A 13,654-nucleotide genomic window follows, 5' to 3' on the forward strand; every position below is an offset into this window, starting at 1 on the left:
AGCCCAATCCTTTGAGGTTTGGGCGAAGCATTATTATGTTAAAAAAGAATATTTCTACTTATTACGGATATAAGCTATTGACCATCGAGCAGATTGAGATAGTGATCAAAACGCTTGAGACAAAAATCTAATAAAAACCGCATTATAATGGGGGCTGTTTCAGAAATATTGAGACAGCCCTTATTTTTACACGTTTTTCGTCACAAAATAATTTTAACAATATTAATATAGATTTTTTCGAAACCTCACTCCCCTAATGATAACCCCACTTTTGCAAACACTCATACATATCCCCTGGTAACATCCATATCTCCTATCCGTTTATTCGACCTCAATGTCTAAATGAAATAAAAGTAAAAGGATACTGGTGACGTCGAGTATATCAAGATTTAACCATGAATTTTATCTAAAAAAAAGGAGGTTGACTTTCTCTTTGGTTCAGGGGGGGTCTTGACAGGCGTATGTTAAGATCAAAAAGTTGAAAGTTCTCCTACGGATTTTGAACGAGAATTAAATAACTTTTCAAAAGGAGGTATTTTGTTCTACTTGATTTCTTACATGAATCAAAAATTAGAAAAACACTGAGGAGTGAGGGTTTTGCAATCAGGTACTATTTCTGGAAATCAAAAAGTTCCAAATGTTAAGGTTTTCCCAATTATGTTTGCATTGATGCTTGCTGGTATGATAGGTACGTTTAATGAAACGGCAATTAATATTGCTGTAAGTGATATAATTAATCAGTTTGCGATTACGGAATCTACAGTTCAATGGTTAACAAGTGGTTATTTACTTACCCTGGGAGTTTTAGTTCCTCTTTCAGGACTATTGATACAATGGTTTTCAACACGTCAACTTTTCCTGACATCAGTCAGTATGTCTATTATAGGATCTGCAATTGGTGCTATGGCGGGAAGTTTCGATATCTTGCTATTAGGGAGAATACTTCAAGCAGCTGGAGCAGGGCTATTATTCCCATTGATGCTTAATACGGCTCTTATTATATTCCCAGCCGAGAAACGCGGAAAAGCGATGGGACTAGTCAGTCTTGTGTTCACAGCAGGACCTGCTTTAGGCCCTGCTATCTCAGGTCTTTTAATTGATTATCTAAGCTGGCATTGGATATTCTGGGTATCGCTGATGACTCTGGTGCTTGCTTTGTTAGCAGGCGTAGCGTTTATGAAAAATGTAGCACCTATAACCAAACCACGTATCGATATATACTCTCTAGTCTTGTCGACAATTGGTTTTGGTGGACTTGTTTATGGTATTAGTAGTGCAGGAGAGGGAGATCATGGTTGGAGTAACCCTGTTGTTATTGTGCCCCTGGTTGCCGGGGTTATCGCATTAATCTTATTTGTCATTCGTCAACTGAACATGAAAGAACCTCTTATGAACTTAAGAACTCTAAAGAACCCTATGTTTGCTATGGGTACTTTGCTGGTATTCATATGTATGATGGTTTATCTATCCGCCATGTTCATTCTTCCCATGTTTATGATTCGTGTTCTTGAATTTAGCGCACTGACGACTGGATTTATTCTTCTGCCAGGCAGTGTGATTTCAGCTGTATTTTCTCCTGTTATAGGGGCACTATTTGACAAATTCGGACCTAAGTTTTTGGTCGTACCTGGACTTATCGTAGTTTCAGCCACTCTATGGTTCTGTTCTAATATTACAGTTGCTTCGTCCATTGCTTTGATTGTGGTCTTGCACACCTGTCTGATTGTCGGAATTCTTTTGGTATGGATGCCTGCTCAGACAAATGGTCTGAATCAGCTACCTCCTGATATGTACCCCGATGGTGCAGCTATATTGAATACACTTCAACAAATCGCAGGAGCTATCGGTATTGCAATGGCAGTAAGTATCATGACAACCGGATCCGCAGACTTTATTAAAAGTGTGGCTGATCCTACGGAGTCGGCAAATGCAACATTGGCCTTAATGGCTGGTATGCAGAACGCATTATTCTTCACGATGTTTGTAGCCCTTGCCGGACTTGTTCTAGGTGTATTTGTAAGACGAGTGAAAGTCCAGAAGTGGTCTGGGGACTCGGAATGATCATAAACTAGCTCTGGATGATGATCTAATAAGTAGAGATACAGATCATCTTTTTTAAAAGACTAAATTGTACCCTATAAGATAGACACTTTGAAAAAGTCCATCTTGTAGGGTGTTTTTCAAAAGGTTTGTAAAACAATCAATTTAATAACGTAACGCATTCCCTTATACCTAGTAAGAAGGTGTGATTACTTATTTATGATCTTAAGATATGTTACTGAGTTTAATAAAAGTGGAATGATACGACATTTGTTGGTTTTTTTGTCTTTTATCTTATAGACAGGAGGAATAACAATGAAAAAATTTATAAATGTCAGAGGTGCAAGAGAGAATAATTTGAAAAATATCAATGTGGATGTTCCCCGAGACCAAATTGTCGTTTTCACAGGGGTAAGTGGATCAGGGAAATCAAGCTTAGCTTTCGATACGTTGTATGCTGAGGGTAAAAAAAGATATGTTGAATCACTCTCAGCCTATGCTCGACAATTTTTAGGACAAGCTACTACGCCAGATGTCGACTCTATTGAAGGGCTATCTCCTGCTGTCGCAATCGAACAAAAAACAACTTCACGAAATCCACGTTCTACTGTAGGCACGATGACAGAAATATATGATTACCTTCGACTTCTTTGGGCTAGAGCAGGTACACCGCATTGTCCGGATTGTAAAGTGGAAATTGGGCGACAATCTGTGGATGAAATCGTGGAGCGTATTTATCAGTTGCCTCAAGGAGCTAAATTTGCTGTAATAGCTCCGATCTTACATGGACAAAAAGGGGAGCATAGCAGTGTTTTGGATGAAGCTCGTAAGAATGGTTTTGCACGTATTCGTGTAGACGGAACATTTTACAATCTGTCAGATGAAATAACAATCGACAAGACTAAAAAACATACGATAGACATTGTTGTAGATAGGCTTACTGTCAGAGAAGAGGATGCTCAACGTTTAGTCGATTCCCTTGAGACTGCACTTTCGCTCTCAGGAGATACTGTCATAATTTATGATTATGCTAGTATGCAAGAAACAAACTTCTCTCAGAGTTACAGCTGCTCGATCTGTGGTAGATCACTCACGGAGTTATCACCACGTTTATTCTCGTTTAATCATCAGCTAGGAGCTTGTCAATCATGTCATGGTCTAGGCATTTACCTACAATCGGGGGACTATGAATATTTGTTTAACACGCAGAAAGATACAGACGATGAGATTGTTGCTCCGCCATGTCCGGATTGTTTGGGGGATCGACTGGCACCACAGACCCTAGCGGTAACGGTTGGTGGAATTAATATTGCTGATTTCTGCAAATTGTCTGTCACTGATGCACTTGAAATGGCAACAAACCTGAAACTGATAGGTGCCAAGAAAATCATTGCAGTTCCCATTCTTAAAGAAATCCGTGCTCGACTTTTATTTATGAAAAAGTTGGGATTGACATATTTATCACTTTCTCGTGTTTCAAGTACGCTGTCCGGAGGGGAGAGCCAGCGAATTCGGTTAGCTTCGCAACTTGGCTCAGGTTTGACTGGTGTGCTCTATGTATTGGATGAACCATCAATTGGACTACATCAACGTGATCATTCACTCTTGTTATCAGCTCTTCGTGATCTGTGTGAGCAAGGAAACTCACTACTCATAGTGGAACATGATGAAGAAACAATTCGAAAGGCTGACTGGATAATAGACATTGGTCCGGGAGCAGGAAAACACGGTGGAGAGCTAGTAGCGCAAGGAACGATAGAGATGATTATGAATGCGCCATCCTCTGTAACTGGCCAGTACTTATCAGGAATTAAAAGAATCGAGGTTCCTGATAGAAGGCGGTTTGGGAACGGGAAAAGATTAGAAATTATCGGAGCAGCGGAAAATAGCTTGAAAGATATTGATGTCTATGTACCTCTAGGCACACTCACCTGCGTGACGGGTGTTTCGGGTTCAGGGAAATCTAGTCTGATTTATGAAATCTTGTATAAGAAACTAGCGGCGGAACTTAACAGAGCCAAGACAAAACCAGGAAAATATAAATTGATTAAAGGGACTGAATTTCTTAACAAAGTAATCCATATCGATCAAAGCCCAATTGGACGTTCACCACGGTCTAATCCAGCCACTTATACAGGTGTGTTTGACCTCATTCGTTCCCTTTTTGCATTAACTAGTGAGGCTAAAGCTCGTGGCTATGAAGCGAGAAGGTTCTCTTTCAATGTTAAGGGAGGACGGTGTGAAGCATGTACAGGTGATGGTCTTATGAAAATTAAAATGTATTTTCTTCCAGATGTGTATGTTCCTTGCGAAGTATGTAAAGGGAAACGTTACAACCGAGAAACGATGGAAATCTACTATAAGGGCCAAAACATTGCAGATGTGTTGGCTATGACAGCAGAAGAAGCATTAGTTTTCTTTGAAAATATGCCTAAAATACGGAAGAGAATCGCTGCGATTTGCAAAGTTGGACTTGGGTATATCCAACTGGGGCAAGCCTCTACCACATTGTCCGGCGGAGAAGCACAGCGGGTCAAGCTTGCTTCAGAGCTTTTGAAGCCAGCAACAGGAAATACCCTTTATGTGATGGATGAACCAACTACAGGTTTGCATATAGCCGATGTGCATCAATTGATAAATATTATGCATGAACTAGTGGAAAGCGGAAATACCGTTGTGGTTATAGAGCACAGTATGGAAGTGATCAAGAACGCGGACTTTATAATTGATTTAGGACCCGAAGGCGGCATTCATGGGGGAGAGATTGTTTGCATTGGCACACCTGAGGATGTGTCTAGATGTGAAACAAGTCACACCGGAATTTTCTTAAAAAATGTGTTAAAGGGGCACTGATGTAATGGAACTTATAGGGCTAAAAGTCATGCATATTCGATTTGGCGAAGGTGAGATTGTGAGCAACACAGAAAACCGAGTTGATATTCATTTTGTAGAACTTAAAGAAAAAAAAGGTTTTATTTATCCAGATGCCTTTGTCCAGTATTTATGGATTCAGGAATCTGAAATTCAAGAGTTTATTGTTTCTAAATATTATGATAATCAAAAGGAAATTGTATTAGAAAAACAGCGACAAATGCAACTGAAAATTGAAGAAAATAAACGTGAATTAGCTAAGACAGAAGCTCGTAAGTCGGCAGCATCAAAAAGAAAGTCCTCTACCAGAAAGAAATAATATAGAATCGTAGTGTGAGTTAATAATCTGTTTTACCCAGAGAAATCAGAAAAAATTAAAAAAACTAACTTTAATTAAGAGCTACTGATCTGTAAAACAAAGTTCAGTAGCTTTAACTATATTGTATTAACGAATATCCTGAGTTTCTACACACCACACAAAATAAAGCAAATACTTTCTAGGCATAGTAACAAATCTAGTGTATTAACAGATACTACGTAACTCAACTTTCGCAGCCTGAAATCGGCAAGTACGCCTTGATGTAATTGGGCAGAGCGGCGATCCAGTGCTGGAGTTGACTTTTAATCATAGCGGATAGCTTTTTGCCGACTTGATTGGCGATCTCGTTCATCAATTCCACCAGTTGTTGTAAAGCTACTGCCCAATCCAAGGTACCCACTTCATCGCAAAGCAAATAAAACAGTCCACCGAGCGTCCGTTGATCGGTACTTTGCCGATGCTGCCAAGCCAGCAGTATATAACGGGAAAAGACAATGGTGGTATGGCTAATGAGCAGATCGTACGAACGACCTTGGAACTCTTTTTGCAGGCGTAGCAAGGATTTCGTGCATTTAAAAAAGACTTCGATATCCCAGCGTAAAGCGTAGATTTGAATGATTTCCGGTGCCGTCAGTGTGAGATCCGTCGATAGAATCGCGAGCCACTCGTTTTTCTTGGAGCGATGGCGAACAAAGACCACAACGACCGGAATACCAGGAACCAGTTCCGTATGAATCTGACGCAAAATATTCCGCTGCTTCCCTTGCACTTGTGTAGCGGATCGGTAAAGACCTTTGAGATCGACCCGCTTGCCATGAACGAGATATCGCTTGTTGTCGTTTTTCACCATGCCAATGACATGAAGACCTCGTTCCACCACTCGCCCGATTAAGGGCGCATGAGTGAACCAGCTATCCATGAGTACGTAAGTCGCAGAAACACCCGAGGCGATGGCCCGATCCAGCAGTTCAGAAACCAGATGTGGGGCCGAAAGAAGAGCTTCTTTTCGGCGTTTGTACCCAGAGGATCGCTTATCGATTTCCGGATGAATACCGGTTAGTCCAGCCTTCACGGAACTGAGCAAGGCGAAGTCCAAAGGGAGAAACGTATGGCCGTCCGACCAGCCTAAAGTCAGCATACGAAATCCCTTATAATAAGCACCGGTGGCGTGATCCTTGAACCGAGCCAGAAGTTCTACGGCTTTGCTGCGATTTCGTTCAAACATGGAATCGTCGACGATGAACACGGAAGTTCGCGTGACGGAGGTCAAGGTTTCGACTCGCTGAACGGTGTCGCTGCTGAGTGAAGTCAAGAAACGCCGCCAAGCAAATTGGCTGTGATTCAGAAACCGGTAGACGGCATCTTTGCCAGGAAACGCTTCACCTTTGGAACTTTCGAGCAGACGAAACCAGTTCTTCTGATGAAAAAGCAAGACAAAAACGAGCATAAATAGATGGGAACAGGTATAACCAAACGTCTTTTTGAATCCTGCTTTTCTCAAGTGCTTCAAGACACCGAGTTCCTGAAAAGCAGGTCTCATTTCAGGTGGGAGTTGATCTAGGGACGACTTTTGTTTTATCATGGAAGGGACACCTCTTCTGTGGTTTAGTGGATCTCGACAATCTCACTTTACCAAAGGAAGCGGTGTTTTTCTATGTTGGCAAGATCGCTACTTAAACCAGCTTCACCTTAACACCGGCTTGGGGTCAACTCAATTTTGACTCTGCGAAAGTTGAGTACGTAATAATGATTTAATAAAATGGAGGGTTAACAATGTCAGATATGTCTGGACAGTATTTTACTACTAATGAATTTGCTAAGATGTGTGGCGTGACTAAACACACTCTATTTTATTATGATGAAATCGGACTTTTAAAGCCCGAAGTGGTTAACTCAAAAGGATACCGCTATTATTCATTTCGACAATCTTATTTATTGGATATAATCAATGTACTCAAAAAAGCAGGTAGTTCATTACAAGAAATTAGAGAATTTTTTCAAAATCAAAATACATCTCATCTCATCACTTTACTTAAACAAAAGCAGACTGAACTTGAATTAGAAATGTTTCGAATTCAACGAATGCAAGGAATCTTAGGAAGTGCTATAAAAATGACAGAGTCGACGCTTGAGGCTTCACAAAATGTTCCATGTGTGGAAGAGTGCGATGTTGAATATTTTATAGCTACGCCATTAGAAGTAGGGGATGAAAAAGATTATTCAGTCAAATTGAGTGAGCATAGAGGCTATTGTGAAGAACGCTCAATCCAACACGAATTTCCAATATGGTCAATCCTTAATAAGGAAAGCTTTGAATCTGGAGATATTTCTTGGGCCTATGTGGCCAACAAACTAAAAGTACCTATTATTGATGAGAAAATGATTAAGAAGCCCAAAGGACTTTACGCTATTATGAATCACAAGGGCTCTTACGATACGATATCTGAAACTTGTTTCGTTATTCAAAACTATATAAAACGTGAGGGAATGAAGATTTGTGGAGATGTTTATACAGTTGATTTGATCAACTACTTCTCTGAAGCGAACCCAGATAGCTATATTATTCGGGTTTCAGTTCAGGTTATGGTCTAGAAATCTATTCGTATTATAATGTAATCCAGATTCCTTTTTATAATATAGAGTAAAACAAAATTGTTTTAACGCTCGGATTGTTTATAAAAAAAGAAGGAGTAGCATATTTGCGGCTCCTTCTTTTTTATTTAGGCGTGCCCAGAGGCACGCATTATCTAGTTGGTGAAAGTCCAACCAAAGGAGGGACCAAGCTACCTTTGTAGCTAGGATGCTTGCACATGGCGAAATCTGTGTGTAAAAGCGCATCGACAAAAGTACTGGTCAGAGACCGGGCGAGCAACAATTCAGGCCGCAACATCAAGTGAATCCTGCCGCGTCGTCAAAAAGGCCCTGCAAAGGGGAACAGAGGGAGCCGAGTCCCGCTATTATGGACGAAGGCCAAGGAAACTGTGCAGAACTTGGAACAGCAGTGAAGAATCCTCCGGCGTAATGGGAACGGCATGGATTGAAAGATAATGCAGTGAACTGGGGAGACCCTCCCCCACACGGAAGAATTTTTTTTTTAGGAACCCGTAAAGAGACGCTCTATAAGTCCAGAAGACGAAGTGAACCGTCTGTGGGAAGGGAGTCCGAGGGGCTTATAGTACCGAAGAACCTAAGGACAACATAACCTTAGGGAGGGAAGGAGCCCTGCTTTGTTTACGCTTTTGGAGGAGGTACGAGTGAGTGAATGCCAAACGGCTAACGACACCCAAGGAAAAAGTTCAAGAACTCCAAGAAAAGCTAGGTCATGCGGCCAAGGAGAACAACAAGCGTAAATTCCACGCCTTGTACGACAAAGTCTACCGGTGGGATGTGCTATGCGAAGCCTGGAAACGGGTGAAAGCGAATAAGGGAGCTGCGGGAGTGGATGCCGTAACGCTCGTTGAAATCGAGAAACAAGGAGTCACGAGATTTCTCAAAAGCTGTGAGCGAGAATTGAAAGAAGGCAGCTACCATCCGCAGCCCGTACGGCGGCACTATATCCCGAAGAAAGACGGGAAGCCAAGACCACTAGGCATCCCTACGGTACGAGACCGAGTCCTACAGATGGCAACCAAACTGGTGATTGAACCCATCTTTGAAGCCGATTTTAAAGAAGTCTCCTTCGGATTTCGCCCGAAGCGAGGTGCAAAAGGAGCACTGGAACGAATCCGGAAAGCCTGCAACCGCAAAGGAAATTGGGTAGTCGACGTCGATATCCAAGGTTACTTCGACCATATCAATCAAGAGAAACTCATGAAATTGGTACAGATGCGTATCAATGACAGACGGATTTTGAAGCTTATACGGAAGTGGCTTCATGCGGGAGTGATGGAAGAAGGAAAGGTACGGCGTTCCGATCTAGGGACACCCCAAGGTGGTGTCATCTCGCCACTGCTGGCGAATATCTATTTGAACTACTTTGACCGGTTATGGGAGAAACACGGAAGTGGGCTGGGAGAACTGACGAGGTATGCAGACGACTTCGTTGTGGTCTGTAAAACCAAAAAGGATGCAGAACATGCGTATGAACTCATCCGCACCATTATGGAACGTCTAGAACTCACGCTGCATCCGACCAAAACCCGCATTGTAGGTCTGTGGACAGGAGACGAAGGCTTCGACTTCTTAGGAATGCACCACCGAAAAACGAAAGCAGAAACCTCTCAAGGGAAGGTGTACTATACCACTCAGCAGTGGCTAACGAAGAGGGCAGAGGAACGCATCCGAGGCGTGGTCAAAGACCGATTAGCACCGCCTGGAATGCGCTGGAAATCGTTTGAGGAACACGTGGAATGGCTCAACCCAAAGATTCAGGGATGGAGAAATTACTATTACACGAACTACAGCCAAAAGAGGTTAGCGAAGCTGGATTGGTATATTCTGCAGCGATTTACCCGGTGGTATGCAAAGAAGAGACAACGGAGGAGATGGATGAGCTCATTCAGGGAGGTCAAGTATATGGCCAATAAGTGTGGACTAAAAACGCTATTGTAATCTGCATGCCCATGAATGACAAACATCGGAAAGCCGTATGAGGGAAAACCTCACGTACGGTTTGATGAGGAGGGGCTGGGTTGTACCAGCCCTTTACTCTAGAGATTTACAATTTCTTTGATTCACAGAATGATGCTTTCTAAATAATTTTGTCTCCTGTTTTTAGATGTGCTTGCTTTGTTGTTCGTCTTCCAATCAACGTAACAGTGATTGATGCGACTACTAAGAAGATTGTAATACCTGCAATAACCATAAAGAATGAATAATCGAAAGCTGTACGTCCTGCCATACGAAGCATTTCTGCTGCTTCTGTTGGTAATTGTTCTGCAGCAAGGAGTGCTTCATCTAAACTGTCTCGAACATTCTCTGGAGCATTGATGCCGCTCGGAACATGCATGGAGAACGTATAAGCTAGTGTAGACGTGCTACCAATAATTGCAATACCTGAGGCTCCACCCACCTCATAAGCAACTTCTTCTATGGAAGCGGCCATACCAGCTTTATGCGGAGGGGCTTCACTCATAATAGAATACGAAGCTGCGGTCATGCCCGCACCAATACCCGCGCCAACTAAGAATAGTCCAAAGATTTGTACGATTACATTTGCATCGAATTGCCAAAGAAATAGTCCCATTCCGATTGCCGCCGTAATCAAGGATATGGTTTTTATTCGAATTGAATCCACGCGGTATAGAAACATACCAATGATTGTGCCCGATATAACCGATGCTATCGGAATACTAATCGTATAAATCCCAGCTTGTAGTGGAGTCATACCTACAACTAATTGAAGGCGTTGGGTGACAAGATACTGAATGCCCATCTGAGCAAACATACCAACAAGGGCAACTATAAATCCTGTACTAAAACGAGGGATTTTGAATAGTGAAAGATCAAGCAGTGGTTCTAGACTACGATTTTGTCGACGTATGAATATAAACAAAGTTAAGAGGCCGATCAAGGCACCTATAGTTGCAAACATGACCGATCCATCACGCCGTGCGAATTCTTTGATTGCATAAATTAAACCTACCATTGCAATCATGATCTGTATAGAGCCTAGAAGATCCCATGTTTTTGTTGGATCACCTTTATGTTTGGGAACGAAAATCAGAGTGAAAATCAACGCTGCAAGTGCAATTGGTAGATTGATTAGAAAAACAGATCCCCAATGAAAATGATTAAGTAGCACGCCGCTAATGAGCGGACCAAGTCCTGCTCCGCCAGCTGAGATAGAACCCCAAATTCCAATCGCTAAGCCGCGTTCTCTCTCATCTGTGAAAGTAACCCGAATGATGGACAAAGTAGCAGGCATCATCATTGAAGCTCCGATCCCTAGTAATACACGTGAAGCAATTAAAACAGCAGGGACAGGTGAGAACGATGCGAGAAGTGAAGCAGCAGAGAACACAAATAAACCTATGGTGAAGATTTTTCGGTATCCTAAGCGGTCACCTAGTGTTCCCATTGCAGGTAGGAGACCTGCCATTACGAGAGAATAACCATTTAGAATCCAGAGTTTTTCCGAAGCTGAAGCACCCATATCGTGGGTCAAGACAGGGAGCGCAGTGTACAGAATAGTCATATCCATAACAATGAGAAGCAGCGCACTCGATACAATTGCTAGAATAATCCAGCGGTTAAGAGCAGACATATTATTCCTCCATTTTTATTGATTACGTCAGTATGTTTTTTCTAACTAACTTTTTTATGATAATGTATAGGGTTACCCTATAGTCAAATAATCGACGAACAGAATGTAAAAATCGACGACTAGGGTGGGAAGCACATTCAGTTCTTGAATTATGCTAATATGAAATCTCGTTTCAGGAAAATTGCGGAATGGCATGCGGATACTGACAGAATCTGAAAAACAACCTCTATAAAATTTGGAACAGAAAAAAGATATTTGAAGCGCTCGCCAGCGATGCTGACTTGCAGGATGTTTCTCTAGACAGCACCTCTTGTAAAGTTCACCAGCACGCAGCGGGGGCTAAAAAAGGGCTGAAAATGCCGCGATCAACCAAGAAATCGGACTTTCCCGAGGGGATACAATACCAAAATCCACGCTGTAGTCGACGCGCTAGGGAATCCGATTCGCCTATTTTTAACGCCTGGAAACATCCATGATTGTACGGCAGCGGTCGAAGTCCTGTCAGGCGTAAGCTTGTCCGGAACCGCTATTTTGGCCGATAAAGCCTACGGAACGGTAGAGATTCGAACGTATATTGAATCCCAAAACGCAACATACTGAAAGGCCTAACCGCTGAAGAGGAATTGAGTATTTCATGCTGTCATCGGTAGTAGACTGGTATTCGGCAAGTGAAGGATGGGAAGATTATTTTTACGCAGAAGTGAAAAAAATTTTGGATGCGAAAACTTTTTGGGAACCCGTATACGTCTTACTTCTTGTTACGACAAAAGATTTATATAGAAAAGGAATAATCGACCATGTTCAATAGGAAAACCGAAAAAATTCTTACACACTGTATTACCGAGCATAAAGAGAATGTATACCGACTTGCTTATAGCTATGTCAAAAATAAGGATGATGCCCTGGATATCGTACAAGACTCCATATACAAAGCGATGACGAATCTCGAACTTTTGAAGAACCCAGATGCGGTAAAAAGCTGGTTTTACCGGATTGTGGTGAATACCGCCCTGGATTTTTTGCGCAGAAACAAAAAGGTTCAGGCGATGGATCATGAAATGATCGAAACCTACAGCCCCGGGGCAGAAGATACGTATATGGACATTGATTTGAAGCGAACGCTCGAATCCTTGCCGGATAAATACAAGAGCGTCATTATACTGAGATATTTTGAAGACATGAAGATCGAAGAAGTTGCGGCTGTGCTGGATGAGAATGTGAATACGATTAAAACAAGGCTGTATCAGGCGCATCAGCTATTGCGAATCAAAATGAATGATGAAACAACCAAAGGAGATCCAGTAAGATGAACAATAACATGGAACAGCTGCGAAAAGAATATCAAGAAATCCCCATTCCAGATGAATTGGATAGCATTGTAAACCAATCGATTCATAAATTCTCTAAGGAGAGAAGGAGGGGCCGCAGCTCAAAGTACAGATGGTTAGCCGTTTCCAGTGCGGCTGCGTTCATGTTCATTGTTGCGATCAATGTCAGTCCTCCTGTAGCGAAAGCCTTATCATCCATACCGGGTGTGGACCGGATTATCCAGGTGCTCACGTTCAAGGAATACGTGGTTGACGAGTCTAAATACAATGCGAATATCAAAGTGCCTTCCATTACCAATATGGAGAATGAGCAGTTGCAAAGCGGGTTGAACGAGAAATATATGAAGGAGAGCAAAGCGCTTTACGAAAAGTTCCAGGCGGAAATCAGCGAATTGAAGAAGCAAGGCGGTGGCCATCTGGGACTTGATGTCGGATATGAAGTAAAGACGGACAACGACGAGATTTTATCTATACAAAGATACGTGGTCGAGGCCGTCGGTTCATCCTCGGAGGAGCTTCAGTTTGATACGATCGATAAGAAAAGCCAAATCCTTATAACCCTGCCGATGCTGTTCAAGGACGATCGTTATGTGCGGCTCATCAGCGACAACGTTAAAGAGCAGATGCAAGTGCAAATGAAAGTGGACCCTAATAAGATTTACTGGGCTAGTGAGTTCCAGAGCATCGCGAAGGATCAGAGCTTCTATATCAACAACGACAGCAAGCTCGTGATCGCTTTCAACAAATATGACGTCGCGCCAGGCTATATGGGTTCTGTGGAATTCGTTATTCCCACGGATGTGTTAAAAGACGTTCTGATTAACAACCAATACATTAAGTAATGGAAGAGATCGGTGATTGGGGACCCCGCGCCGGTTTTTTTGTTAGGAA

At 42.3% G+C, this 13,654-nt stretch carries 9 protein-coding genes; 7 read left to right on the forward strand and 2 right to left on the reverse strand.

The features are described 5' to 3' along the window. The first annotated feature begins 657 nt into the window (after positions 1–657). From NST43_RS09810 to NST43_RS09820, 3 genes are all read left to right on the forward strand, one after another. Positions 658–2,061 carry a DHA2 family efflux MFS transporter permease subunit gene (locus tag NST43_RS09810; RefSeq protein WP_339225382.1) on the forward strand — a complete coding sequence of 468 codons (1,404 nt, stop codon included), beginning with the start codon at positions 658–660 and terminating at the stop codon, positions 2,059–2,061. A gap of 294 nt (positions 2,062–2,355) precedes the next feature. Beyond that, on the forward strand, positions 2,356–4,893 hold the full coding sequence (uvrA, locus tag NST43_RS09815) for an excinuclease ABC subunit UvrA (RefSeq protein ID WP_339224097.1): 2,538 nt from the start codon (positions 2,356–2,358) through the stop codon (positions 4,891–4,893). Positions 4,894–4,897: 4 nt separating this feature from the next. Continuing rightward, on the forward strand, positions 4,898–5,230 hold the full coding sequence (locus tag NST43_RS09820) for a hypothetical protein (protein WP_339224098.1): 333 nt from the start codon (positions 4,898–4,900) through the stop codon (positions 5,228–5,230). A gap of 223 nt (positions 5,231–5,453) precedes the next feature. On the opposite strand, the gene NST43_RS09825 is transcribed toward NST43_RS09820, so the two are convergent. Continuing rightward, entirely contained in the window at positions 5,454–6,812 is a 1,359-nt protein-coding gene (locus tag NST43_RS09825) for a transposase (protein ID WP_339219482.1), read from the reverse strand. Between the two features lie 191 nt (positions 6,813–7,003). Here NST43_RS09825 and NST43_RS09830 point away from each other — a divergent pair, with 191 nt between their 5' ends. Then, positions 7,004–7,822, forward strand: a complete 819-nt coding sequence (locus NST43_RS09830) for a MerR family transcriptional regulator (RefSeq protein WP_339224099.1) — start codon at positions 7,004–7,006, stop codon at positions 7,820–7,822. A gap of 666 nt (positions 7,823–8,488) precedes the next feature. Then, positions 8,489–9,781, forward strand: a complete 1,293-nt coding sequence (ltrA, locus tag NST43_RS09835) for a group II intron reverse transcriptase/maturase (RefSeq protein ID WP_339219618.1) — start codon at positions 8,489–8,491, stop codon at positions 9,779–9,781. A gap of 139 nt (positions 9,782–9,920) precedes the next feature. Here the strand turns inward: ltrA and NST43_RS09840 are convergent, their stop codons facing one another. Beyond that, complete coding sequence (locus NST43_RS09840) at positions 9,921–11,435, reverse strand: MFS transporter (protein ID WP_339224101.1); 1,515 nt, start codon at positions 11,433–11,435, stop codon at positions 9,921–9,923. Between the two features lie 797 nt (positions 11,436–12,232). Between NST43_RS09840 and NST43_RS09845 the strand changes: the two genes are divergently transcribed. Beyond that, a complete protein-coding gene (locus tag NST43_RS09845; RefSeq protein WP_339224102.1) occupies positions 12,233–12,745 on the forward strand; it encodes a sigma-70 family RNA polymerase sigma factor in 513 nt (170 codons plus the stop codon). Further along, positions 12,742–13,605: a DUF3298 domain-containing protein gene (locus NST43_RS09850; protein WP_339224104.1), complete on the forward strand. Its 864-nt coding sequence runs from the start codon at positions 12,742–12,744 to the stop codon at positions 13,603–13,605. The genes NST43_RS09845 and NST43_RS09850 overlap by 4 nt, the downstream gene beginning before the upstream one ends. The last annotated feature ends 49 nt before the right edge of the window (positions 13,606–13,654 follow it).

The organism is Paenibacillus sp. FSL H8-0332 (genome assembly GCF_037963835.1).
Taxonomy (GTDB): Bacteria; Bacillota; Bacilli; order Paenibacillales; family Paenibacillaceae; genus Paenibacillus_AQ; species Paenibacillus_AQ rhizoplanae.

Coding starts and splice junctions, on each gene's coding strand:
- NST43_RS09845 (WP_339224102.1), top strand. CDS start 12,233: ATGTTCAATAGGAAAACCGAAAAAATTCTTACACACTGTATTACCGAG.
- NST43_RS09840 (WP_339224101.1), bottom strand. CDS start 11,435: ATGTCTGCTCTTAACCGCTGGATTATTCTAGCAATTGTATCGAGTGCG.
- NST43_RS09820 (WP_339224098.1), top strand. CDS start 4,898: ATGGAACTTATAGGGCTAAAAGTCATGCATATTCGATTTGGCGAAGGT.
- NST43_RS09830 (WP_339224099.1), top strand. CDS start 7,004: ATGTCAGATATGTCTGGACAGTATTTTACTACTAATGAATTTGCTAAG.
- NST43_RS09850 (WP_339224104.1), top strand. CDS start 12,742: ATGAACAATAACATGGAACAGCTGCGAAAAGAATATCAAGAAATCCCC.
- NST43_RS09810 (WP_339225382.1), top strand. CDS start 658: ATGTTTGCATTGATGCTTGCTGGTATGATAGGTACGTTTAATGAAACG.
- NST43_RS09825 (WP_339219482.1), bottom strand. CDS start 6,812: ATGATAAAACAAAAGTCGTCCCTAGATCAACTCCCACCTGAAATGAGA.
- uvrA (WP_339224097.1), top strand. CDS start 2,356: ATGAAAAAATTTATAAATGTCAGAGGTGCAAGAGAGAATAATTTGAAA.